Origin of the sequence: Sediminimonas sp., from assembly GCF_024637375.1 — a bacterium.
Classification (GTDB): domain Bacteria; phylum Pseudomonadota; class Alphaproteobacteria; order Rhodobacterales; family Rhodobacteraceae; genus Sediminimonas.
Genome location: NZ_JAGXFK010000018.1, coordinates 39030 through 61917, shown reverse-complemented (window position 1 = coordinate 61917; position 22888 = coordinate 39030). Strand labels below are relative to the sequence as shown.

Sequence of the window (22888 nt, the reverse complement as noted above, 5' to 3'; positions counted from 1 at the left end):
TGTCGCAGGAAGATGACGCCGCGTCAATTCCCGGAGTTTTCCGTCACGTCGGCTTCGGCCAGTTGACGCCACAGCACCTTGCCGGCGCCCGATTTCGGCAGGCTGTCCACCAGCGCCACGGCCCGCGGGCACTTGTAGGCGGCCATTTCGGTGCGGCACCAGTCGATGATGGCGGCCTCGGTGAGGGTGTCGCCGGCATGCACGGCAGGCACGACATAGGCTTTGACGGTCTCGCCGCGGCGCGGATCCTGCGCGCCGATCACGCAGACCTCGGCGATGTCGGGGTTGTGATGCATCAGCGCCTCGACCTCGGCCGGCCAGACCTTGAAGCCGGCGGCGTTTATCATCCTCTTGACGCGGTCGACCATGTAGAAATAGCCGTCCTCGTCGTAATACCCCAGGTCGCCGGTGCGGAAGAACGCCTTGCCCTCGATCTCGACAAAAGCTTTGGCTGTCTCGTCGGGCCGGTTCCAGTAGCCAAGGAACACCTGCGGCGCGTGGGTAATGATCTCGCCTACCTCGCCGGGGCCCAGTTCGTGACCATCCTCGGTGGAAATCACGCGGCTGTCGACGTCGAAGACGGGGATGCCCAGACATTGCCGACGCGGTTCGGTGACCGGGTTGATATGCGTGGCGGCCATGGTTTCCGACAGCCCGTAGCCTTCGACGTAGTGCAGCCCGGTCATGGCGTGCAGCCGGGTGGCGATGGCCTCGGGCATGGCGGCGCCACCGCCGCCGACGGCCTGAAGGCTGGACAGATCGTAGCGGCTGAAATCGGGGTCGTTGACCAGGTCGATCGCCATCGTCGAGATCGAGCGCCAGCGTGTCACCCGGTGCCGTTCGATCAAGGCTGCGGCGGTGGCGCGGTCCCAGCGGGTCATCAGCACCATCGCGCCGCCCGCCATCAGCGGGCCGTTCATGCTGGCCTGCATGCCGGTGACGTGAAACAGTGGCAGCGTGGCAAGGTGAACGTCGGCCTCGTCCACCGGGTTCCAGACCACGCTGCCAAGCGCGGTGACCATTACCGTGCGGTGGCTGTGCATGCATCCCTTGGGCTGCCCGGTGGTGCCCGAGCTGTAGGGGATCACCGCCAAGTCGTCGGGCCCGGCGCGGTGCGCACCGGGGCGGAACCCGGCGCCAATTGCATCATTCCAGCCAATCACACCGGGGCCGGCGACGTCGCGGCCCGACATCGCGTCCAGCGGCCCGGGCAGGGGGATGTCGCGCGCCGGGTCGGCCATGTCCGCATAGGCCGCGGCGATGACGTGGTCCAGCGCGCCCGCCTCGACCAGCGGCGCGACATGCGCCAGCAACTCGGCACCCGCCAGCGCGACGCGCGCGCCGGTGTCGCGCGCCAGGTGCTCAAGCTCGGCATGGCGGTTCATCGGGTTGACCGGGATCACCACCGCGTCAGCGCGCAGGATCGCGTAATAGGCGATGACGAATTGCGGGCTGTTCTGCATGTAAAGCAGCACTCGGTCGCCGCGCTTGACACCATGAGCCTGCAAGGCGCCGGCCAGCGCCTCGACCTGCTTCAGCAGCGCGGCATAGCGCAGTACCGCGCCATGAAAGATCAGCGCCGGACTGTCGGGAAACCGCGCCGCAGCCTGGGCCAGGTTGTCGAAGATGCTGCGCGCGGGTAATTCCAGGTGGTGCGGCACACCGGATGGCCAGTGTGCCAGGTGTCGGGTGATCGCCGGCATCAGAACTTCATCCCCGGCAGGTTCAGCGACGCGGTGTTGCCACCATCCACCGGCAGCGCCTGCCCGGTGATATAGCTGGCGTCGTCGCTGGCCAGGAAGGCGATGGCGGCGGCGATCTCCTCGGGCCGGCCGTAGCGCCGCAATTCGCAACGCGAGCCAAGCCGCGATTCCTTGCCGGCGGCGCGGGCGTGCTCGAAGACGGGCCTTGTCATGCCGGTCTCGATCAGGCCGGGGCAGACCGCGTTGACGCGGATGCCGTATTGGCCCAGATCGCAGGCACTGGTCATGGTCAGGTTGATCACCCCCGCCTTGGATGCGGAATAGATGTTGCCCCCCGCGCCCGACCGGATACCCGCCACCGAGGCCGTGTTGACGATCGCGCCGCCATTGCCGGCCTCGATCATGACCGGTGCGGTGTGCTTGATGAAATGCGCCACCCCGAACAGGTTCACCCCCATGACGCGCGGCCACTCGGCGCTGTCGATGTCGGTGATCGATGCCGCGGTGCAGATGATGCCGGCGTTGTTGCACAGCACGTCGATGTGGCCGAATTCGGCCCGAACGGCATCGACACAGGCGCGCACGGCGTTTTCGTCCGACACGTCGCAGACGCGGGTCATGTGCGGGCCGCCGGTGTCCGGCCGGGCTTTGGCCAGCGCATCGCTGTCAATATCCACCAGCGCCACGCGCGCGCCCTCTGCCGTGAGACGGGCCGCCGTGGCCCGCCCGATTCCGCCGGAGGCGCCGGTGACGATGGCGTTCTTGCCGTCAAATCTCATGTGCTGCTCCTCGCGCTTTCACAAGACGTTTGCACAAAGCCTGAGCCGGATCAATATTTCGAAATATACTTCCGCCTTGCGGGATATGTCGTTCGCGGCCAGAGCTGACGCGGGCACCGATGTCGCAAGGTCACAAATACGTTCTCATCGCCCGCCGAATCTGAGATATCAGCGAAGGCATGTACGCGCGCGCCCAGATCCGCGCTTCACGACCGGAAAGGACGACCATGACCTCGCACGCCCCTGTCATCGACACCGCGCACATCCCCGCGCCCCTTGCCCCGATCATCGAGGCGCTCGCCGCCGCGGCGGTCGAGTTGGATGCCGTCATCGGCCGCGGCCCGCTGGGCCAGAGCCTTGGCGCGCAGGTGGGCGAGAACACCGATGGGGACACGCAAAAGGCGCTCGATGTGCAGGCCGACGAGATGTTCGCCGCACGCATGCGGCAGACGGATGTGCGCTGGTATGCCTCCGAAGAGCAGGACAGCGCGCAGGAGATGACCCCACAGGGCGCCTACGCGGTGGCCATCGATCCCCTCGACGGGTCGTCGAACATCGACGTGAACGTGTCGATCGGCACGATCTTTTCGATCCTCGATGCGCGTGACGATGCCGAAGCGACATTCCTGCGCCCGGCGTCCGAACAACTGGCTGGCGGCTACGTGATCTACGGCCCGCATTGCGCGCTGGTGGTGACCTTCGGCGACGGCGTCCTGATGTTCGTGCTCGACCGCGAAAAGGGGGTATTCGTGTTGGCCGAGACGGCGCTGCGCATCCCCGACGAGGCCCGCGAATTCGCCATCAACGCTTCGAACCGGCGCCACTGGAAAGACCCCGTGCGCGCCTATGTCGATGCGTGCCTTGCCGGAGCCGACGGCCCGCGCGGGTGCGATTTCAACATGCGCTGGGTCGGCTCGCTGGTGGCGGAGGCGCATCGCATCCTCAGCCGCGGCGGCGTGTTCCTCTATCCCGGCGATGCGCGCCAGGGCTACGCGCGCGGGCGGTTGCGCATGGTCTATGAATGCGCCCCGATCGCGTTTGTCGCCGAACAGGCCGGCGGCCTGGCCACGGACGGGCAGGCGTCGCTCATGGCGCAGCAGGCCGATGGCCTGCATGCCCGCTCCCCGCTGGTGTTCGGCAGCGCCGAAGAGGTGCGCGAGGTCGCGCGCCTGCATGCCGAAATCGCTGCGCGGTGAGCCGTGCAAAGGTTGCTGGAAACGCACCCCGCGGCGCGTTAAGAGCGGCGCGACAGGCCGAACTCCGGCGCGACCGACTGAACTGAAAGGGACGAACCGATGGCATTGATCACATTGCGGCAGTTGCTGGACGACGCGGCGGAGCGGGGTTACGGGGTTCCGGCGTTCAACATCAACAACATGGAGCAGGGTCTTGCGATTCTGCGCGCGGCGCAGGCGGTGGATGCGCCGGTGATCGTGCAGGCCAGCCGCGGGGCGCGCAAATACGCCGGCGACGTCATGCTGCGCCACATGGTGCAGGCGCTGGCCGAGATGCACCCCGACATTCCCATCTGCCTGCACCAGGACCACGGCAACGACGAGGCGACCTGCCTGAGCGCGATCCGCCACGGGTTCACCAGCGTGATGATGGACGGCTCGCTCGAGGCCGACATGAAGACCCCCGCCTCGTGGGATTACAACGTGGCGATCACCGAACGGGTGTCGCGCATGGCGCACTGGGTCGGGGCCTCGGTCGAGGGCGAGCTGGGCGTGCTGGGCAGCCTGGAGACCGGCGAGGCGGCCAAGGAGGACGACTCCGGCGCCGAGGGCAAGCTCAGCCGCGAGCAGCTTCTGACCGACCCGGCCGAGGCGGTCGAGTTCGTCAGGCTGACCCGCGTGGATGCGCTGGCCATCGCCTGCGGCACCTCGCACGGCGCCTACAAGTTCTCTCGCGAACCCTCCGGCGAGACGCTGGCGATCTCGCGCATCGAGGAAATCCACGCCCGCATCCCCGACGTGCACCTGGTGATGCATGGCTCCAGCAGCGTGCCGCAATACCTGCAGGACCTGATCAACGCCTGGGGCGGCGAGATGCCGCAAACCTGGGGCGTACCGGTGGAAGAGATCGAGCGCGGCATCAAGTCTGGGGTGCGCAAGGTCAACATCGACACCGATTGCCGGATGGCGATGACCGGGCAGTTCCGCAAGCTGGCAACCGAGAAGCCGCGCGAGTTCGACCCGCGCAAGTTCATGAGCCCGGCGATGGACGAGCTGGAAAAGCTCTGCCGCGACCGGTTCGAACGCTTCGGCACCGCCGGAAAGGCCAGCAAGATCAAACCTCTGCCCCTCGACGACATGGCAGAACGCTATGCGGGAGGGACGCTGTGAGCTTCGACCGTTCCATCAAGATCGCGCCGTCGATCCTTTCGGCCGATTTCGCTGATTTCGGCGCCGAGATCGCCGCCATCGAGGATCAGGGCGCCGACTGGGTTCATGTCGATGTGATGGACGGACATTTCGTGCCCAACCTCACCTTCGGCCCGCCGGCGGTCAAGGCGTTCAAGCGCCATGTCACCACCTTCATGGACGTGCACCTGATGATCGCCCCGGTCGACCCCTATATCGAAGCCTTCGCCGAGGCCGGCGCCGACCTGATCAGCGCCCATGTCGAGGCCGGCCCGCACATCCACCGCACGCTTCAGGCGATCCGCGCGCAGGGCGTCAAGGCGGGCGTGGTGCTCAACCCCGGCACCCCGGCCGAGGCGGTGGCCGACGTGCTCGACCTCGTTGACATGGTGCTGGTGATGACCGTCAACCCCGGCTTCGGGGGGGCAGAAGTTCATCCCCTCAGGCATCGAGAAAACCCGCAAGATCAGGGCGATGATCGGCGACCGCCCCATCCACATCCAGATCGACGGCGGCATCACGCCCGACACCGCGCCACTTGTGGTCGAGGCTGGCGCCGACGTGCTGGTCGCCGGATCGGCGGTGTTCAGGGGCGGCTCGGTCGCCAACCCCGCCCCTTACGGCAAAAACATCGCCGCCATCCGCGCGGCGGCCGAGGCGGCGCGTGGCTGAGACGGCGAACGGCCGAGAGGCGGAGCCACGGCAGCTTTGACACCGGCGATATTGGATGACAGCCCGCACGTATGCGACGGATGGCGCGTGAGCCATACGCAATCCATACGCACCCACGACGGGGGAGGGCACCCATGCAACATTCGGCCTTTTTCAGGCTCCGCACGCTCTATGCGGCTGTGATCGCGCTTTGCGCTGCCGGTCCGGCGGCGGCAACATCGGACGCGAAACCGTTCACGCCCCCGACCGTCATCGAGCTGTTCCAGGGCCGCTGGGACAGCAGCTTCGGCGAACTGCGCCTGCACCAGATCCACCGCGATCCATATACCTACATCATCGGCGACTATGCCGAGCGCGGCATCCTGGTGGGCCGCGTGGCAGAGGACGGCACCTGTGCCTCGGGCGTGTTCACCAACGGCGCGCGCAACGGTAGTGTTTGGCACCTGACGTAGGATTCCCATCGGTGAGTTGGCGTGTCAGTATCGGCGCATGAGACGCGATGACATCTGCCTGTATCTGAGCCCCGCCGACCGTGCCGAGCTTCAAGCTCTAACCACCAATCGCAACACGCCGCGCAAGCTCGTCTGGCGGGCCGAGATCGTTCTGGCGACGGCAGACGGTCATGGCACCTTCGAGATCATGCGGCGGGCGAACAGGTCGAAGCCCACTGTCTGGCGGTGGCAGGCGCGCTACCTCGACGAGGGCGTGGACGGGCTAAAGCGCGACAAGACCCGTCCCTCGCGTGTGCCGCCTCTGCCTCAAGAGACGCGCCTGAAGGTGATCGCGAAGACCGTGCAGGAGAGCCCGCCGAACGCCACCCACTGGACCCGCTCCGCCATGGCCGAGGCGGTGGGCATCTCGCCGTCGAGCGTGGGCCGCATCTGGGCCGAGGCCGGGCTGAAGCCGCACCAGACGCGCAGCTTCAAGGTCTCGAACGACCCGCTGTTCGAGGAGAAGGTTACCGACATCGTTGGGCTCTACCTCGACCCGCCGGAGCGGGCGGTGGTGCTATGTGTCGACGAGAAGTCCCAGATCCAGGCGCTGGACCGGACCCAGCCGGGGCTGCCGCTCAAGAAGGGTCGCGCAGCGACGATGACCCACGATTACAAGCGCCACGGCACGACCACTCTGTTCGCGGCGCTCGACGTGAAGTCGGGCAAGGTCATCGGTGACTGCATGCCGCGCCACCGCGCCAGGGAATTCCTGAAGTTTCTCCGCAACATCGACAAGGCCGTGCCGTCCAAGCGCGATGTCCATCTGGTGCTCGACAACTACGCCACGCACAAAACGCCCGAGGTGCGGGCCTGGCTGTCGAGGCACCCACGCTTCAAGCTCCACTTCACGCCGACCAGCGCCTCGTGGCTGAACCTCGTGGAGCGCTTCTTCGCTGAGATCACGTCCAAGCGCATCCGACGTGGCAGTTACACCAGCGTCGATGATCTGGAGGCCGCAATTTACGACTACCTGACGCAGCACAACACGACGCCGACGCCCTTCAAATGGACCAAAACCGCCGAAGATATCCTCACCCGGGAACGTCGCGCGCTGGACGCTCTCGATGAAATCCGTGGAAATAGGTAGGAAGCGTCAGACTCGGAACAGTAGCTTCCAGTTCGTGCTGAACCATGACGACCCGGAAAGATTCGGCGGGATCTGGGCCTGGCACGATGAGCCGCCGGCGGGCGAATGGACCGGCCGCCGCACCGGCCCGGCCCCGGACGCGCTGCGCAATTTCACCCGCGGCGGGGGATCAACGCGCACCATGCGGCAGGATCGGGCGATTCTGGACGGGCTCTACGAAAGCCGCCATGGCATGCTCGACCTTACCTCGCGTGATCTGTTCCTCCTGGGGGAATACGCCGACAAGGGAGTGATCGCGGGCATGTGGGACGGCAACGGCTTTGTCGGCCGCTTCACAAATGGCGCGCGCACCGGGTGGTTCGATTTCGACGTCCTGTCGAAGACGGGCACGATCCGCGGCGGACGCTGGGGATGGGCCGGTGAGGGCCGCAGTGGCCAGTGGCAGCCGACGCCGTTCGAGGGTGCGCGCACGATGATGATGGAGCCGCTGGATGTGGGCGGCCATATCGGCTGTTGATGCCGCCTGCTGCGTCGGCGTGGCGGATGCGTCGCGCCGGCGCCTCACTGGCCCAGGTCGCTGAGCCGGGCCAGCAGCAGTGCGGCGTTGCGCACGCCGTATTTTTTCAGCAGCCGTGCGCGCACGTCCTCGACGGTGCGCGGCGACAGGCCGAGGGCGCGGGCGATTTCCTTGCTGGTTTGACCGCGCGCCAGGCCGCTGACCACGTCGCGTTCGCGCGGGCTGAGCGGTGGCCCGTCGCGCGGCGCGATCGAGGCGAAGCTCATGACCACGCGCGCCAGCGGATTCTCTGGTGTAAGGGTGCGGGCGCGAAACCGGCACCACACCGCCCCGCCATCGGCGCGACGCAGCAGGCGTTCGTCGCTATAGGCCCCGTCGCGGCGTAGCAGCTCGATTCCGATATCGCGAACACGGTGAAATTCGTCGTCCGATGTATAGAGCACACGGAAACTGCGGTCGCGCAGCGCGCTTTCGCTGTGCCCGGTCATCGCTGCGAAGGTGGCGTTACAGGCGCGAATCACCCGTGCCTCCGTCAGCACCAACCCAACAGGCGCGGCATCGAAGGCCAGGCGCGCGAAATCTGTCATGGACACCCTAATTCCCGTAATTGTACGGTATTGATACCGTATGTGCAGAGCAGCATGATCGGGCGGACAACGCAACAGGACCGAGGCGCGCGAATGTCCCTTTCCGAACGATTGGTCGAGGCGGTCGAGGCGCGGCGCGATGACCTGGTCGCGTTGACGCAGGATCTGATCCGCATCCCGACGCTGAATCCGCCTGGCGAGAATTATCGCGAGATTTGCGACTACCTCGACCGGCGGCTGGGCGCGGCGGGGTTCGAGACGCACCTGGTACGCGCCCACGGCGCATTGGGCGACAGCGACCGCCACCCGCGCTGGAACATCGTGGCGCGCCGCGAGGGCGGTGGCGCCGGCGAGTGCGTTCATTTCAACAGCCATATCGACGTGGTCGAGGTTGGCCGCGGCTGGACGACCGACCCGTTCGGAGGCGAATTGAAGGACGGCCGCATCTACGGCCGCGGCGCCTGCGACATGAAAGGGGGGCTGGCCGCCAGCATCATCGCCGCCGAGGCGTTTCTTGAGGTGTGTCCTGACTTTGACGGCGCGGTCGAGATCAGCGGCACCGCCGACGAGGAATCGGGCGGCTTCGGCGGTGTGGCCTACCTGGCCGAAAAGGGATGGTTCGCGCCCGACCGGGTGCAGCATGTCATCATCCCCGAGCCGCTGAACAAGGATCGCATCTGCCTGGGTCATCGCGGCGTCTGGTGGGCCGAGATCGAAACCCATGGCGAGATCGCGCACGGCTCGATGCCGTTTCTGGGCGATTGCGCGGTACGCCACATGGGCGCCGTGATGCACGAGATGGAAGAGACCCTGTTCCCGGCGCTGGCGCGCAAACGCACCGACATGCCGGTGGTGCCCGAAGGCGCGCGGCAATCGACGCTGAACATCAACTCGATCCATGGTGGCGAATCCGAGCAGGCGGCGGATTACACCGGCCTGCCGGCGCCCTGCGTGCCCGACAGTTGCCGCATGGTGATCGACCGGCGTTTCCTGATCGAAGAAGATATCGCCGAGGTCCGCGAAGAGGTCATGGCGTTGCTGCGTGCGGTGGCCGAGCGGCGCGAGGGGTTCCGTTTCGACATCCGCGAGTTGCACAGCGTGCTGCCCTCGATGACCGAGAAATCGGCGCCGGTGGTGCGCACGGTCGCCGACGCGATCGCGCAGACCATCGGGCAGCCGCCGCAATACGTGGTCAGCCCGGGCACCTACGACCAGAAACATATCGACCGGATCGGGCGGCTGCACAATTGCATCGCCTACGGGCCGGGGATTCTGGACCTTGCGCACAAACCGGATGAATATGTCGGTGTCGATGATATGCTGATCTCGGCGCGGGTGATGGGCTTGTCCCTGATCCGGTTGCTGACCGAAGAAGGCCGGATGGCCGACAAACAGGGGGTATGACCGAATGAAACCGAAGACGACCACGACCGGACTGGCCAGTGTTCTGGCGTTGATCGCGGGAATGGGAGCAGCGCAGGCGCAGGGCGATCTGGTGATCGGCATGCAGCTTGAACCGCCGCACCTGGACCCGACGAGCGCCGCCGCCGGGGCAATCGACCAGGTAACCTATGCCAACATCTTCGAGGGGCTCACGCGGTTCGGGCCCGATGGCTCGGTCAACCCGGGGCTGGCCGAAAGCTGGGACATCTCCGACGACGGGCGGATATACACGTTCCACCTGCACGAAGGCGTGACATTCCATGACGGAACCGCGCTTGATGCCGGCGACGTGAAATTCTCGCTCGATCGGGCGCGGGGCGAGGACAGCACCAACGCCCAGAAGGGGCTTTTCGCCGGGATCGAGACGGTCGAGGTGGTAGACCCGCTGACCGTGCGCGTGACGCTGGCGCAGCCCGATGGCAGTTTCCTGTTCAACATGGCCTGGGGCGACGCGGTGATCGTGGCGCCCGAAAGCGTCGATCAGCTCAAGACCAACCCGGTGGGCACCGGCGCGTTTCGGTTTGCCGACTGGGCGCAGGGCGACCGCATCGACATCGTCCGCAACGAGGATTACTGGGGCACCCCGGCCGGCCTCGAGAGCGCGACTTTCAAGTTCATCTCGGACCCGACCGCGGCTTTCGCGGCTATGATGGCCGAGGATATCGACGCCTTTTCCGGCTTTCCCGCGCCCGAGAACCTGCCGCAGTTCGATGCAGACCCGCGGTTCAAGGTGCTGGTCGGGTCGACCGAGGGCGAAACCATCCTGTCGACCAACAACGCGCAGCCACCCTTCGACGACGTGAAGGTGCGCAAGGCGATGGCGCACGCCATCGACCGGCAGGCGATCATCGACGGCGCGATGTTCGGCTACGGCACACCGATCGGGACGCATTTCGCGCCGCACCATCCCGATTACGTCGATCTCACCGGCCAGAGCGCACACGACCCCGAGTTGGCGCGCAGCCTGCTGGCCGAGGCGGGCTATCCCGACGGGTTTACCACCACGCTGAAGCTGCCGCCGCCGTCTTATGCGCGGCGTGGCGGCGAGATCATCGCGGCGCAACTGCGCGAGGTCGGGATCGAGACCGAGATCACCAACCTGGAATGGGCGCAATGGCTGGAACAGGTGTTTCGCGGCAAGGATTTCGGCCTGACCATCGTCAGCCATACCGAGCCGATGGATATCGGCATCTATGCCGACCCCGACTACTATTTCCAGTACGACAACCCCGCGTTCACCGAATTGATGACCGACCTTCAGGGCGAATCCGAACCCGAAGCCCGCAGCGAGATGTTGCGCAAGGCGCAGCGGATCATCGCGGAGGACTATGTCAACGGCTACCTGTTCCAGTTGGCGTCGCTCAGCGTCGCCAAGACGGGCGTTCAGGGGCTGTGGAAGAACGCGCCGACGCAGGCGATCGACCTGACCGGCGTGTCCTGGGCCGACTGACGCCGCGATACCGCCCCGGCGCGATGCGCGCGGCCGGGGCGGGTTTTCTGAAATTCCCGGGGCAGGACGCCCCGATCTGGTAATGGGCGGTGGGTGCGATGCTGCGCTACATGGTCAAGAAGCTGCTGTCGCTGGCGGTCAGCCTGGTCGTGGCCAGCGCGGTGATCTTTCTGGCGCTCGAGGTGGTGCCGGGCGACCCGGCGGCCAACATGCTGGGGATCAACGCGCAGGAGGAAACCCTTGCCGCCTTGCGCGAGGAACTGGGTCTCGATCGCGGTCCGGTGGCGCGCTATGCCGACTGGGTCGGCGGCATGCTGGTGGGCGATTTCGGCACCTCCTACACCTATCGCACACCGGTGTCCGAAATGATCGCCGACCGGGTTGTGGTCAGCCTGCCGCTGGCGCTGTATGCGCTGGCGCTCAGCACCCTTGTGGCGATTCCCGCCGGCATCTGGGCGGCGGCGCGTCGCGGGTCGGGGGTCGACCTGGGGGTGATGGGGCTGACGCAACTGGGGGTGGCGATCCCGAATTTCTGGTTCGCCATGCTGATGGTGCTGATCTTTGCCATCAACCTGCGCTGGTTCTCGGCCGGCGGGTTCGCCGGTTGGGATGCCGGGGTCGGCCCTGCCATGCACAGCCTCACGCTGCCGGCGGTGGCGCTGGCGCTGCCGCAGGCGGCGATCCTGACGCGGGTTATGCGTTCTGCGCTGCTGGACACGCTGGGCGAGGATTTCATCCGCACCGCGCGCGCCAAGGGGCTGACCCGTGGTCAGACGCTGTGGCGGCACGCGCTGCGCAATGCCCTGATCCCGGTGCTGACGATCATCGGGTTGCAGTTCTCGTTCCTGATCGCGGGGGCAATCATCATTGAGAACGTGTTCTTCCTGCCCGGCCTGGGGCGGCTGGTGTTCCAGGCCATCAGCGCGCGCGACCTGATCGTTGTTGAATCGGTGGTGATGCTGCTGGTCTTCGCGGTGATCATGGTGAACTTCGTCGTTGATTTGACCTATGCCGCGGTCGATCCGCGGCTGAGGCGGTCAAGATGAGCGCGCGTGATGCGATTCTGGCCGCCGCGCGGGGGCGGAGCCTGCTGGTGGGGGCGCTGCTGACGCTGGTGTTCACCGGGGCTGCGCTGGTCAGTCTGGCGTGGACGCCCTACGATATCACCGCGCTGGACATCGCCAACAAGATGACCCTGCCCGCCCCGGCGCACCCGCTGGGGACCGATCATTTCGGTCGCGACATCCTGAGCATGATCATGGTTGGCGCGCGCACCTCGATCGCGGTTGCGCTTGTCGCCGTGGGTATCGGCATGGGGCTGGGGGTGCCGCTGGGGCTGGCGGCGGCGGCGCACAAGGGCAGCCTGCTGGACGAGGTCATCATGCGCGGTAACGACCTGGTCTTTGCCTTTCCGGCGCTGCTGATCGCGATCATGATCACCGCCGTTTTCGGCGCCAGTGCGGTGAACGCGATCATCGCTATCGGTATATTCAACATCCCCGTCTTCGCGCGTCTGACACGCTCGGGGGCGCTGAGCCTGTGGACGCGCGACTATGTTCTGGCCGCGCGCGTGGCGGGCAAGGGCGCGGCGCGCATCAGCGTCGAGCACATCCTGCCCAACGTGACCAACCTGCTGATCGTGCAGGGCACGATCCAGTTCAGCCTTGGCATCCTGGCCGAGGCGGGGCTGAGCTATGTCGGCCTCGGCGCGCAGCCGCCCACGCCCAGTTGGGGGCGGATGCTGGCTGACAGCCAGACGATGATCTCGCTGGCGCCGCACATGACGATCTTTCCGGGCATGGCGATCCTGCTGACGGTTCTCGGGCTCAACCTGACGGGCGACGGGTTGCGCGACCTTCTGGACCCGCAACTGCGCAGGGCGGGTCGATGACCCTGCTGCGGATAGACAAGCTTGACATGAACGTGCATGGCCTGCCGATCCTGCGCGAGGTCAGCCTTGCCGTCGCGGCCGGGCAGATCGTGGGCGTGATCGGCGAATCGGGCAGCGGCAAGTCGATGACGGCGCTTTCGGTGATGCAGCTTCTGCCACGCGGCGCGCACTGCACCGGCCGCATCACGCTCGCAGGTCAGGAGGTTCTGACATTGTCCGAGCCGGCGCTGTGCCGCGTGCGCGGGCGCGATGCGGGCATGGTGTTCCAGGAACCGATGACGGCGCTGAACCCGTTGCAGACCATCGGCGCGCAGGTGGCCGAGACGATCCTGGTCCACGAACGTGTCACCCGCGCCGAGGCGATGGAGCGCGCCGCCGATGCCCTGACCCGGGCCGAGTTGCCGCCCGGGCGGTTTCCGATGTCGCGTTACCCGCACGAGCTGTCGGGCGGGCAGCGTCAGCGCGTGGTCATCGCCATGGCGATCGCGCTGCGCCCGAAACTTCTGATCGCGGACGAGCCGACGACCGCGCTCGACGTGATAACGCAGGCCGAGATCCTGGACCTGCTCAAGCGGCTGGTGCGCGAGGAAGGCATGGGCCTGATGCTGATCAGTCACGACCTGGCGGTGGTGGCCGACATGGCCGACGAGATCGTCATCATGCGTGACGGCGAGGTGGTGGAAAGCGGCGCCGCCGGCTGGCTGCTGGACAACATGCGCCATCCCTATTCGCGCGCTCTGCTGGCGGCGTCGTCGCATCAGCCCGAGCGCCCGGTAGAGGCGCCAAGCGATGTTCTGCTGGACGTGCGCGGCGTGGTGCGCGACTACGCGATCCGGCGCAAGGGCTGGTGGGGCGGCGACGGGGCGTTCCGCGCCGTCAACGACGTTTCGTTCCAGCTACGCAAGGGCGAAAGCCTGGGGCTGGTCGGCGAATCGGGTTGCGGCAAGTCCACCCTGACCCGTGCCATTCTGGGGCTCGAATCGGTGCAGGGCGGCGAAATCCGCGCCTTTGGCCATTCCGTCGGGCGCGGCTTTCCCAACGCGTTGCGCGCGGGGATACAGGTGGTCTTCCAGGACCCTTACGGCAGCTTCAATCCGCGCTGGAAGGTGGCGCGGCTGGTCGCCGAGCCGTTCCACCTGATGGCCGCGCGCCCCGACGACTGGCGCGACCGCGTGGCGCGGGTGCTGACCGATGTCGGTATGGAGCCCGACGCGATGGACCGATACATCCACGAGTTCAGCGGCGGCCAGCGCCAGCGCATCGCCATCGCGCGGGCGCTGATATTGCGGCCCGAGATACTGATCCTCGACGAGGCGGTTTCGGCGCTCGACGTGTCGATCCGGGCGCAGATACTGGACCTGCTGGCGCGGTTGCAGGGTGAGTACGGTCTCTCCTACCTGTTCATCAGCCATGACCTGAGCGTGGTGCAGTCGATCACCGATCGGGTGCTGGTGATGCAGGCCGGCGAAATCGTCGAGCAGGGCGAAACGGCACAGGTTTTCGACGCGCCGCAACACGACTACACCAGAAAGCTGATCGCCGCGGCGCCGCGGTTGGCGACCGAAGCTGAAAGGAAGGCATGATGACGACGCAAGACTCCGAGCTGTGGTTCGACCCCGGAAAGTGCCTGATCGCCGGGCAATGGGTGGCGCCCGCGGGCGGTGGCAGCCTGCCGCTTGAAAACCCTTCGACCGGGGCGGTGATCGGGGCCATCGCGCGCGGGCAGGCCGCCGATGTCGATGCCGCCGTTGCGGCCGCGCAGGCGGCGCGCGATGGCGACTGGGGGCGGATGCCCGCGTTCGAGCGCGGCCGCATCCTGGCCCGGCTGGGTGCCATGGTGGCCGAGCGGGTCGCGGACTTGGCCTGGGTCGAGGCCTGCGACGTGGGCAAGCCGCTGGCGCAGGCGCGCGCCGACGCGCTGGCGCTGGCGCGCTACATGGAATTCTACGGCGGCGCGGCGGACAAGCTGCACGGCGAGACGATCCCGTTCCAGGAGGGGTATACCGTCTACACCCTGCGCGAGCCGCACGGCGTGACCGGCCATATCGTGCCCTGGAACTACCCGATGCAGATCATCGGGCGGTCGGTCGGCGCGGCGCTAGCAACCGGCAACGCCTGCGTGCTCAAGCCGGCCGAGGATGCCTGCCTGACGGCGCTGGCCTTTGCCGACATGGCGCGTGCCGCTGGCCTGCCCGACGGGGCGCTGAACGTGGTGCCGGGGCTCGGGGCCGAGGCCGGTGCGGCACTGAGCGCGCATCCCGGCATCCAGCACCTGAGCTTTACCGGCTCGGTCGCCACGGGTGCCGCCATCCAGGCCGCGGCGGCGGCCAATGTGGTGCCGGTAACGCTGGAACTTGGCGGAAAGTCGCCGCAGATCGTGTTCGAAGATGCTGACCTGGACGCGGCGCTGCCGTTCCTTGTCGGCGCGGGTGTACAGAATTGCGGTCAGACGTGTTCGGCCTCTTCGCGCATCCTGGTCCAGCGCGACCGTCTTGACGAGGTGGTGGAGCGGATGGCCGAGCGCTACCGCGCGCTCAGGGTCGGGCCGGCGATGGACGACCCCGATGTCGGGCCGCTGATCTCGGCCGCGCAGAAGGATCGCGTGCTGGGTTTCCTGGATCAGGGTGCCGATCTGACCTGCGCGGCGCGGGCGGAGATCGGCGATGTGCCCGCCGGCGGGCACTACGTGGCGCCCACGCTTTTCACCGGGGTTTCCCCCGATCATGCGCTGGCACGCGAAGAGGTGTTCGGCCCGGTGCAGGTGGTGATCGCGTTCGAGGATGAAGCCGAGGCAGTGCAGATCGCCAACGGCACCGATTACGGGCTTGTCGCCAGCGTCTGGACCCGCGACGGCGCGCGCCAGATGCGGCTGGCGCGGGCGCTGCGCTGCGGGCAGGTGTTTCTCAACAACTACGGCGCCGGCGGCGGGGTCGAACTGCCCTTTGGTGGGGTCGGGAAATCGGGGCACGGCCGCGAAAAGGGGTTCGAGGCGCTTTACGGTTTCACGACGCTGAAAACGGTTGCGGCGCGGCACGGCTGACCGCTTTGGCGGCACTATGAAAAAGGAGACAGCGACATGCGACTTGCAGGAAAAACGGCCATCGTGACAGGGGGCGCCAGCGGCTTTGGCGCTGGTATCGCGCGCAAGCTCGCCGCCGAGGGCGCGCGCGTGGTGGTGGTGGACATCAACGGTGACGGTGCCGCGGACCTGGCCGCCGAGCTGGGCGGCGGAGCGTTTGGGAAAGCCTGCGACGTGGCCGATGGCGACAGCGTGGCACGGCTGGCCGAGGCCGTGGCGGCGCAGATGGGCGCCCCGGATATCATCGTCAACAATGCCGGCATCACCCACATGCCCGCGCCCCTTGAAGATGTCAGCGAGGCCGATTTCGATCGCGTTTTCGCGGTCAACTGCAAATCGGTCTACCTGATGGCGCGCGCCTTCGTGACGGGGATGAAGGCGCGCGGCGGCGCGATCCTGAACGTGGCGTCCACGGCCGGAATCAGCCCGCGCCCGAACCTGAACTGGTACAACGCCTCGAAGGGCTGGATGGTGACCGCGACCAAGACCATGGCGGTCGAACTGGCCCCGTCGGGGGTGCGCGTCAATGCTATCTGCCCGGTGGCGGGCGAGACGCCGCTGCTGGCCTCGTTCATGGGCGAGGACACCCCCGAAATGCGCGCCAAGTTCCTGTCGACGATCCCGCTGGGGCGGTTTTCAACGCCCGAGGACATGGGTAACGCCGCCGCGTTCCTGTGTTCGGACGAGGCGGGCATGATCACCGGCGTCGCGATGGAGGTGGACGGCGGGCGCTGCATCTGAGGCGCCGGGCACTGTGCTTGCACATCCCCGCGCCCCGTGGCACGCAGCCTTTTCGGCATCATATTTACGGAGGGCGCAATGCGTCTCGGTCTTGTCCTGCTTTGCGCGGGGTACGTGCTCAGCCAGTTCTACCGCGCCTTTCTGGCGGTGCTCAGCCAGGTGCTGCAGGCCGATATCGGTGCCGGGCCCGAGGACCTGGCCTTTGCCTCGGGGTTGTGGTTCCTGACCTTTGCCGCGATGCAGATCCCGGTGGGTGAGGCGCTTGACCGGATCGGCCCGCGGCGCACGGCGGCGACGCTTCTGTTGCTGGGCGGTGGCGGCGGTGCGCTGGTTTTCGCCCTGGCCACCACGCCCGCGCATGTGGCGATTGCCATGGCGATGATCGGTGTGGGCTGTTCGCCGGTGTTGATGGCCAGCTACTATATATTCGCGCGGATGTTTCCCGCCCCCATGTTCGCCACCCTGGGCGCGGTGATGATCGGGGTGGGATCGGTCGGCAACCTGGCCGGGTCGGCGCCGCTGGCCTGGGCGGTCGAGGCGTTCGGCTGGCGCGACTCCCTCATGGCGATGGCGGCGATCTCGGCGCTGATGGCGGCGGGGATCTGGCTGACGGTGCAGGACCCGCCGCGCGTCGAGCAGGCGCGGCAAGGCTCGGTGCTGGACCTGCTCAGGCTGCCGGCGATGTGGCTGATCTTTCCGCTGATGTTCGTCAACTATGCCCCGGCGGCGGGGCTGCGCGGGTTGTGGGTGGGCCCTTACTTGGGCGACGTGCACGGGGCAAGTTCCGCCGTGATCGGCAACGCGACGCTGATAATGGGGGTGGCGATGATCCTGGGCACCTTTGCCTATGGCCCGCTCGATCGCTGGCTGGGTACGCGCAAATGGGTGGTGTTTGTGGGCAACGCGGGCGGCATGCTGGCGCTGGCGACGCTGGCGTTGTGGCCCGAACTGGATTTTGCCGCAACGGTGGCGCTGTGTGCTGCGGTAGGGTTGTTCGGCATGTCCTTCCCGATGCTGATGGCCCACGGCCGCAGCTTCATCCCGGCGCACCTGGCCGGGCGCGGCGTGACGCTGATGAACCTGTTCGGTATTGGCGGCGTCGGGTTGTTGCAGGTGGTCACCGGGCGCCTGCACGGCGCCGCCGATGCCATGGGGGGCGCGGCGGCGTTTCCCTATCAGGCGGTGTTCGGCTTCTTTGCGGTGCTGATGGCGCTGGGGCTGGGGCTATACCTGTTCAGCCGCGATCGGCTGGACTGACGCGCCCCCTTTCATACCTTGCCGCGCTGCGGTATCAGGCGCGCAACACTTGCAGCATTCCGGTTTTCCACCGAGTCGGAAGAAACGCCGCAGGTTTCAAGTTTGTCGCAATTTCGAACCGAGAAGGTATATCATCTTTTTCTGAAATTGCCTTAGCAAAGGAGTGTGTCCAAGATGGGCTACAAGATTGCCGTTGTCGGCGCCACGGGGAACGTGGGCCACGAAATGCTCAACATTCTGGCCGAGCGGGAGTTCCCCGCCGACGAGGTCGTGGCATTGGCCAGCCGCCGCAGCCTGGGCACCGAGGTCAGCTATGGCGACAAGACGCTGAAGACCAAGGATCTGGACGCCTTCGATTTCACCGGCTGCGACATGGCGCTGTTCGCCATCGGGTCGGATGCGACCAAGACCTATGCGCCCAAGGCGGCTGCCGCGGGCTGCGTCGTGATCGACAATTCCTCGCTCTACCGCTACGACCCCGACGTGCCGCTGATCGTGCCCGAGGTGAACCCCGGCGACGTTCACGGCTATGCCAAGAGAAACATCATCGCCAACCCCAACTGTTCGACCGCGCAGATGGTCGTGGCGCTGAAACCCCTGCACGATCGGGCGCGGATCAAGCGCGTGGTGGTCAGCACCTACCAGGCGGTGTCGGGCAGCGGCAAGGCGGGGATGGACGAGCTTTGGGATCAGACCAAGGCGGTCTACAACCCCACCGACGATGTGCCGCCCAAGGTCTATCCCAAGCAGATCGCGTTCAACGTGATCCCGCATATCGACGTTTTCCTGGAAGACGGCCAGACCAAGGAAGAATGGAAGATGGTCGCCGAAACCAAGAAGATCGTCGACAAGTCGATCAAGGTCACCGCGACCTGCGTGCGGGTGCCGGTCTTCGTCGGCCATTCGGAGGCGATCAATATCGAGTTCGAGGATTTCCTCGATGAAGCCGAGGCCCGCGACATCCTGCGCGAGGCGCCGGGCATCATGGTGATCGACAAGCGCGAGGATGGCGGCTACGTCACGCCGGTTGAATGCGTGGGCGATTTTGCCACCTTCATCAGCCGTATCCGCCAGGACAGCACCATCGACAACGGGCTGAACCTGTGGTGCGTCAGCGACAACCTGCGCAAGGGCGCGGCGCTGAACGCGGTGCAGATCGCCGAGCTTTTGGGCCGTGAGGTTCTCAAGAAGGGCTGAGGCCGCGACGACGCACTTTCGGATTGCGGGCGCCCCTTTGGGCGCCCGTTCGCGTCTTGCGGAAAGGGTTCCGGGCCGGTGCCCGACCTGTCAGAGCGGCTGGAACGACTTCGAATCGGGGTCGAAAGACTCCAGCCCCCCGCTGCCGATGTCGTGCCACAGACCGTGCAGCGACAGACGTTCGCCCCTGACCGCCTCGGCGACAAAGGGGAAGGTCATGAGGTTTTCCAGCGATATCGCGACAGCCTCGCGTTCCATCGCGCCCTGCAGTTGGGCCCCATCCTCGATATGTTTGACCCGCTCGTAGCCGGGGCGCAGGATGTCGAGCCAACGACCGACGAAACTGGTTTTTTCGGCCAGCGCGGGGTTGGCGCCCGAGCACATCTCGACACAGCCCTTGGCGCCGCCGCAGCCGGAATGCCCCACCACCAGGATATGCGCCACCTTCAGCGAGGTGACGGCGAATTCGACCGCCGCCGAAGTACCGTGCTGTGCGCCGTCGGATTCGAATGGCGGCACCAGATTGGCGATGTTGCGGTGGATGAAGAACTCGCCCTGATCGGCGCCGAATATCGAGGTGACGTGCACGCGGCTGTCGCAGCACGAGATCACCATCGCGCGCGGGTGCTGGCCTTCCTCGGCCAGGTGGCGATACCAGGTGCGGTTCTCGGCGAAACTGGTGGCCTTCCAGCCGTGATAGCGCTTGACCAGGTATTGCGGCAGCGGTTTCGCGTTTTCCATGTCATGATCCTCGCAGGTCTCCGGGGCCTGGCTGGTGATAGCGTGCATGCTATCGCAATTCGAGAGAAAATCACGCCCGGCCGCAACGTTTTGCCAACCCCGCCATGCCCATGATGCGGCTTGGAGTGGGAAGATTCCGGCGGGGTGATGAAAGCCATGGTGACACGGCTCAGGCATGAGAAACGTTTGCGCCTCGACGGGGCGCGGCTCCAGTGGTTTCTGGAGCAGATGGACGAAGACGCGGCCGAGGAGGCCCTTTGTGCGGCGCTGGAAGGGCTGGCGCGCGATCTGTCGCGGGTAACGGTGCTGGCGCGCGCCGGGGATCGTGCGTCGCTTGATGTCGCGTTTCGTGCGCTGGTGCCGGCGGCCGACCGGGTGGGCATGTGCACGCTGGCCCGCGTCGCGCGCGACGCGCTGCATTGCATTTCAATCGACGATTCCGTGGCGCAAGCGGCGGTGCTGGCGCGGCTGGCTCGGGTGGGCGAGCGCTCGGTGGCGGAGGTATGGGATCTGCGTGACATGTCCGTGTAGATGCCTGTGCCCCCTTGCAGGTGGGACGCCAAGGCGTAGGCTGCGCCGCGAGTGTTCAAACATTGGAGGCCAGCCCCATGACGCCGCGATTTGCCGACCCCGCTACAGCCGCGGATGCCTTGCCGCTTCACCTTGTCGAAGAGGGCGATGTCGACGAGTGGTGCGCACGGCAACCGGAGCCGGTGGCGCGCTGGGTCGACGCGCACGGGTTCACCGGCGCGCTGGGCCAGTGCCTTGCCGTGCCGGGGCCGGACGGCGCGCCGATCATGGGCGTCGTGGGGTTCGGCACGCCCGGAAAGCGGGCGCGCGGGCGGTTCCACCTTGCTGGCGCGCACGCGGCGCTGCCGGCGGCTACCTATCGTGTCGCGTCGGGCCTGCCCGGCGACGAGGCGGTGCAAGAGGCACTGGGCTGGCTGCTGGCCGATTACCGGTTCGACAGCTACCGGGCCGCCACCGAGCGCGATGCGCCGATGCTGGTGGCCCCGGACGGGGTGGATACCGCGCGCCTTGAAGTATTGGCCGATGCCGAGGTGATGATACGCGATCTGATCAACACGCCGGCCAATGACATGGGGCCGGACGCGCTGGAGGCGGCCGTACTGGGCCTTTCGCATACCCACGGCGCGCGGGTCGCGGTGATCCGTGGCGACGAATTGATCGAGCAGAACTATCCGCTAATCCATGCCGTGGGCCGCGCCAGCATGCAGGCGCCGCGCCTGATCGACATGCACTGGGGCGAGGCCGGCCCGCAGCTCACGCTGGTGGGCAAGGGTGTGTGTTTCGATACCGGGGGTCTGAACCTCAAGCCCGGCACGTCGATGGGCACGATGAAAAAGGACATGGGCGGCGCCGCGAACGTGCTGGGGCTGGCGCACATGATCATGGCGCTTGGCCTGCCGGTGCGGCTGCGTGTGCTGATCCCGGCGGTGGAAAACAGCGTCAGCGCCGGCAGTTTCCGCCCCGGCGACATCCTGACCTCGCGCAAGGGGCTGACGGTCGAGGTCAACAACACCGACGCCGAAGGCCGGCTGGTGCTGGCCGACGCGCTGTGCCGCGGGGCCGAGGACGCGCCCGACCTGATGGTGTCGATGGCGACGCTGACCGGCGCGGCGCGGGTTGCAGTCGGGCCCGACCTGGCGCCGTTCTTCACCGACGACGAGGCGCTGGCCGAAAGCCTGTCGAAAGCAGCGCCGGCCGCGGCCGACCCGGTCTGGCGCTTGCCGTTCTGGGCCCCCTACGAGGCCGATATCGAACCCGGCATCGCCGATCTGGACAACGCGCCCTCGGGTGGCATGGGCGGCGCGATCACCGCCGCGCTGTTCTTGCGCCGCTTTGCCGAAGGCGCGCCGCGTTATGCACATTTCGACATCTATGGCTGGCAGCCCAAGGATGCCCCGGCGCGGCCCAAGGGCGGCCTGGGCCAGGGGCCGCGGGCGCTGCTTGATGCGCTGCCGGCGCTGCTGAAGCTGTGACCGACCGGCGGTTGCTGAAATCCAACGGCCGGGTGGCCGATGCCACGCTGAAGGGGCAGGCGACCGCGGCGCGCTTTGTCGTACCGGTCGCGATGCGCGTCGTGCGTCCGGTTGCGCCGCTTTGCGATTCGGTGGAGGCCGGGGCATGGCGGCGCACCCGCGAACTGGTGCTGCATGAGCTTTTCCATGTACTCGAAATCGCCGGCGCATGGGTTTTCGGCTATGCCGACCGCGACGGATACGTGGGGTACATGGCCCGCGATGCCTTGGCCGATGCCGCGCCGATCAGGCCCACCCATGTGGTCGCGGCACGGCAGAGTTACCTGACCGGGGTGCCGGAACTGAAAAACGGCGATGAAATATTGCCGATCTCGTTCGGAACGGCGCTGGAGGTCGCAGGCCCCCACGAGGGCGGACGCTGGGCCGAGGTGTCCATGCTGCGACCGCAACCGGACAGGCACGAGACGGTCGACACCACATATGCCCCGGCGGCGCACCTGCGACCCATCGACGAGGTCGAACGCGAGCCGGTCGCCGTGGCCGAGCGTTTCATCGGCACGCCGTATCTGTGGGGCGGCAATTCGGGGTTTGGCGTCGATTGCTCGGGACTGTTGCAGATGGCCTGCCTTGCCTGCGGCATCACCTGCCCCGGCGACAGCGACCAGCAGGAGGCCGGGCTGGGCCATACCCTGCCCGAGGGCAGCGCGTATCGGCGTGGCGATCTGCTGTTCTGGAAAGGGCACATCGCGCTGGTGGTGGACGCAGGCACCCTGATCCATGCCAACGCCCACGATATTGCTGTGGCATACGAGGGCATCGACGCAGCCATTGCCCGGATCGCGGCGCAGGGCGACGGGCCGGTGACGGCGCACAAGCGGTTGTAG

Annotated in this window: 21 protein-coding genes and 1 pseudogene; 18 read left to right on the top strand and 4 right to left on the bottom strand. The window is 66.8% G+C overall.

Features of this window, described 5'->3' with window-relative positions; translation table 11 throughout:
• Positions 1-23: 23 nt before the first annotated feature.
• Positions 24-1703, bottom strand: a complete 1680-nt coding sequence (locus Q0L89_RS02220) for a long-chain-fatty-acid--CoA ligase (protein WP_296762190.1) — start codon at positions 1701-1703, stop codon at positions 24-26.
• Positions 1703-2482, bottom strand: coding sequence for an SDR family NAD(P)-dependent oxidoreductase (locus Q0L89_RS02215; protein ID WP_296762188.1), 780 nt, complete (start codon positions 2480-2482; stop codon positions 1703-1705). The genes Q0L89_RS02220 and Q0L89_RS02215 overlap by 1 nt, the downstream gene beginning before the upstream one ends.
• 227 nt (positions 2483-2709) lie before the next feature.
• Here Q0L89_RS02215 and Q0L89_RS02210 point away from each other — a divergent pair, with 227 nt between their 5' ends.
• The 6 genes and pseudogenes from Q0L89_RS02210 (at position 2710) to Q0L89_RS02185 (ending at position 7615) form a co-directional block, all read left to right on the top strand.
• Positions 2710-3678: a class 1 fructose-bisphosphatase gene (locus Q0L89_RS02210; protein WP_296762186.1), complete on the top strand. Its 969-nt coding sequence runs from the start codon at positions 2710-2712 to the stop codon at positions 3676-3678.
• Between the two features lie 99 nt (positions 3679-3777).
• Positions 3778-4827 (top strand): class II fructose-bisphosphate aldolase, encoded by a 1050-nt coding sequence (fba, locus tag Q0L89_RS02205; RefSeq protein WP_296762185.1) that lies wholly within the window; start codon positions 3778-3780, stop codon positions 4825-4827.
• A pseudogene (rpe, locus tag Q0L89_RS02200) lies at positions 4824-5517 on the top strand (ribulose-phosphate 3-epimerase). The gene fba and the pseudogene rpe overlap by 4 nt, the downstream one beginning before the upstream one ends.
• A gap of 134 nt (positions 5518-5651) precedes the next feature.
• Positions 5652-5969 (top strand): hypothetical protein, encoded by a 318-nt coding sequence (locus Q0L89_RS02195; RefSeq protein WP_296762183.1) that lies wholly within the window; start codon positions 5652-5654, stop codon positions 5967-5969.
• Between the two features lie 37 nt (positions 5970-6006).
• Positions 6007-7098, top strand: a complete 1092-nt coding sequence (locus Q0L89_RS02190; protein ID WP_296762182.1) for an IS630 family transposase — start codon at positions 6007-6009, stop codon at positions 7096-7098.
• Entirely contained in the window at positions 7076-7615 is a 540-nt protein-coding gene (locus tag Q0L89_RS02185; RefSeq protein ID WP_296762181.1) for a hypothetical protein, read from the top strand. Before Q0L89_RS02190 ends, Q0L89_RS02185 begins: the two co-directional genes overlap by 23 nt.
• Positions 7616-7659: 44 nt before the next feature.
• On the opposite strand, the gene Q0L89_RS02180 is transcribed toward Q0L89_RS02185, so the two are convergent.
• Positions 7660-8202, bottom strand: coding sequence for a PAS and helix-turn-helix domain-containing protein (locus tag Q0L89_RS02180; RefSeq protein WP_296762179.1), 543 nt, complete (start codon positions 8200-8202; stop codon positions 7660-7662).
• Between the two features lie 93 nt (positions 8203-8295).
• Between Q0L89_RS02180 and Q0L89_RS02175 the strand changes: the two genes are divergently transcribed.
• From Q0L89_RS02175 to Q0L89_RS02135, 9 genes are all read left to right on the top strand, one after another.
• Positions 8296-9606 carry an acetylornithine deacetylase/succinyl-diaminopimelate desuccinylase family protein gene (locus tag Q0L89_RS02175; RefSeq protein WP_296762178.1) on the top strand — a complete coding sequence of 437 codons (1311 nt, stop codon included), beginning with the start codon at positions 8296-8298 and terminating at the stop codon, positions 9604-9606.
• A 4-nt stretch (positions 9607-9610) separates the two neighbouring features.
• Positions 9611-11095 carry an ABC transporter substrate-binding protein gene (locus Q0L89_RS02170; RefSeq protein ID WP_296762176.1) on the top strand — a complete coding sequence of 495 codons (1485 nt, stop codon included), beginning with the start codon at positions 9611-9613 and terminating at the stop codon, positions 11093-11095.
• 98 nt (positions 11096-11193) lie between these two features.
• The gene (locus tag Q0L89_RS02165; protein ID WP_296762174.1) at positions 11194-12141 is read left to right on the top strand and encodes an ABC transporter permease; all 948 of its coding nucleotides are present in this window, start codon (positions 11194-11196) and stop codon (positions 12139-12141) included.
• A complete protein-coding gene (locus Q0L89_RS02160; protein ID WP_296762172.1) occupies positions 12138-12986 on the top strand; it encodes an ABC transporter permease in 849 nt (282 codons plus the stop codon). The genes Q0L89_RS02165 and Q0L89_RS02160 overlap by 4 nt, the downstream gene beginning before the upstream one ends.
• On the top strand, positions 12983-14569 hold the full coding sequence (locus tag Q0L89_RS02155; protein WP_296762170.1) for an ABC transporter ATP-binding protein: 1587 nt from the start codon (positions 12983-12985) through the stop codon (positions 14567-14569). The genes Q0L89_RS02160 and Q0L89_RS02155 overlap by 4 nt, the downstream gene beginning before the upstream one ends.
• Positions 14569-16026, top strand: a complete 1458-nt coding sequence (locus tag Q0L89_RS02150; RefSeq protein ID WP_296762169.1) for an aldehyde dehydrogenase family protein — start codon at positions 14569-14571, stop codon at positions 16024-16026. Before Q0L89_RS02155 ends, Q0L89_RS02150 begins: the two co-directional genes overlap by 1 nt.
• Before the next feature lie 36 nt (positions 16027-16062).
• The gene (locus tag Q0L89_RS02145; RefSeq protein ID WP_296762167.1) at positions 16063-16806 is read left to right on the top strand and encodes an SDR family oxidoreductase; all 744 of its coding nucleotides are present in this window, start codon (positions 16063-16065) and stop codon (positions 16804-16806) included.
• A gap of 78 nt (positions 16807-16884) precedes the next feature.
• Positions 16885-18063, top strand: coding sequence for an MFS transporter (locus Q0L89_RS02140; protein WP_296762165.1), 1179 nt, complete (start codon positions 16885-16887; stop codon positions 18061-18063).
• Positions 18064-18237: 174 nt separating this feature from the next.
• Positions 18238-19260: an aspartate-semialdehyde dehydrogenase gene (locus Q0L89_RS02135; RefSeq protein WP_296762163.1), complete on the top strand. Its 1023-nt coding sequence runs from the start codon at positions 18238-18240 to the stop codon at positions 19258-19260.
• 90 nt (positions 19261-19350) lie between these two features.
• Here the strand turns inward: Q0L89_RS02135 and Q0L89_RS02130 are convergent, their stop codons facing one another.
• A complete protein-coding gene (locus Q0L89_RS02130) occupies positions 19351-20001 on the bottom strand; it encodes a carbonic anhydrase (RefSeq protein ID WP_296762161.1) in 651 nt (216 codons plus the stop codon).
• 120 nt (positions 20002-20121) lie between these two features.
• Here Q0L89_RS02130 and Q0L89_RS02125 point away from each other — a divergent pair, with 120 nt between their 5' ends.
• The 3 genes from Q0L89_RS02125 to Q0L89_RS02115 all read left to right on the top strand — a co-directional run bounded on the left by Q0L89_RS02125 (position 20122) and on the right by Q0L89_RS02115 (position 22888).
• Positions 20122-20532 carry a hypothetical protein gene (locus Q0L89_RS02125; RefSeq protein ID WP_296762159.1) on the top strand — a complete coding sequence of 137 codons (411 nt, stop codon included), beginning with the start codon at positions 20122-20124 and terminating at the stop codon, positions 20530-20532.
• A 77-nt stretch (positions 20533-20609) separates the two neighbouring features.
• Positions 20610-22004: a M17 family metallopeptidase gene (locus Q0L89_RS02120; protein WP_296762157.1), complete on the top strand. Its 1395-nt coding sequence runs from the start codon at positions 20610-20612 to the stop codon at positions 22002-22004.
• Positions 22001-22888, top strand: a complete 888-nt coding sequence (locus tag Q0L89_RS02115; RefSeq protein WP_296762156.1) for an NlpC/P60 family protein — start codon at positions 22001-22003, stop codon at positions 22886-22888. Before Q0L89_RS02120 ends, Q0L89_RS02115 begins: the two co-directional genes overlap by 4 nt.

Coding starts and splice junctions, on each gene's coding strand:
- Q0L89_RS02220 (WP_296762190.1), bottom strand. CDS start 1,703: ATGCCGGCGATCACCCGACACCTGGCACACTGGCCATCCGGTGTGCCG.
- Q0L89_RS02215 (WP_296762188.1), bottom strand. CDS start 2,482: ATGAGATTTGACGGCAAGAACGCCATCGTCACCGGCGCCTCCGGCGGA.
- Q0L89_RS02210 (WP_296762186.1), top strand. CDS start 2,710: ATGACCTCGCACGCCCCTGTCATCGACACCGCGCACATCCCCGCGCCC.
- fba (WP_296762185.1), top strand. CDS start 3,778: ATGGCATTGATCACATTGCGGCAGTTGCTGGACGACGCGGCGGAGCGG.
- Q0L89_RS02195 (WP_296762183.1), top strand. CDS start 5,652: ATGCAACATTCGGCCTTTTTCAGGCTCCGCACGCTCTATGCGGCTGTG.
- Q0L89_RS02190 (WP_296762182.1), top strand. CDS start 6,007: ATGAGACGCGATGACATCTGCCTGTATCTGAGCCCCGCCGACCGTGCC.
- Q0L89_RS02185 (WP_296762181.1), top strand. CDS start 7,076: ATGAAATCCGTGGAAATAGGTAGGAAGCGTCAGACTCGGAACAGTAGC.
- Q0L89_RS02180 (WP_296762179.1), bottom strand. CDS start 8,202: ATGACAGATTTCGCGCGCCTGGCCTTCGATGCCGCGCCTGTTGGGTTG.
- Q0L89_RS02175 (WP_296762178.1), top strand. CDS start 8,296: ATGTCCCTTTCCGAACGATTGGTCGAGGCGGTCGAGGCGCGGCGCGAT.
- Q0L89_RS02170 (WP_296762176.1), top strand. CDS start 9,611: ATGAAACCGAAGACGACCACGACCGGACTGGCCAGTGTTCTGGCGTTG.
- Q0L89_RS02165 (WP_296762174.1), top strand. CDS start 11,194: ATGCTGCGCTACATGGTCAAGAAGCTGCTGTCGCTGGCGGTCAGCCTG.
- Q0L89_RS02160 (WP_296762172.1), top strand. CDS start 12,138: ATGAGCGCGCGTGATGCGATTCTGGCCGCCGCGCGGGGGCGGAGCCTG.
- Q0L89_RS02155 (WP_296762170.1), top strand. CDS start 12,983: ATGACCCTGCTGCGGATAGACAAGCTTGACATGAACGTGCATGGCCTG.
- Q0L89_RS02150 (WP_296762169.1), top strand. CDS start 14,569: ATGACGACGCAAGACTCCGAGCTGTGGTTCGACCCCGGAAAGTGCCTG.
- Q0L89_RS02145 (WP_296762167.1), top strand. CDS start 16,063: ATGCGACTTGCAGGAAAAACGGCCATCGTGACAGGGGGCGCCAGCGGC.
- Q0L89_RS02140 (WP_296762165.1), top strand. CDS start 16,885: ATGCGTCTCGGTCTTGTCCTGCTTTGCGCGGGGTACGTGCTCAGCCAG.
- Q0L89_RS02135 (WP_296762163.1), top strand. CDS start 18,238: ATGGGCTACAAGATTGCCGTTGTCGGCGCCACGGGGAACGTGGGCCAC.
- Q0L89_RS02130 (WP_296762161.1), bottom strand. CDS start 20,001: ATGGAAAACGCGAAACCGCTGCCGCAATACCTGGTCAAGCGCTATCAC.
- Q0L89_RS02120 (WP_296762157.1), top strand. CDS start 20,610: ATGACGCCGCGATTTGCCGACCCCGCTACAGCCGCGGATGCCTTGCCG.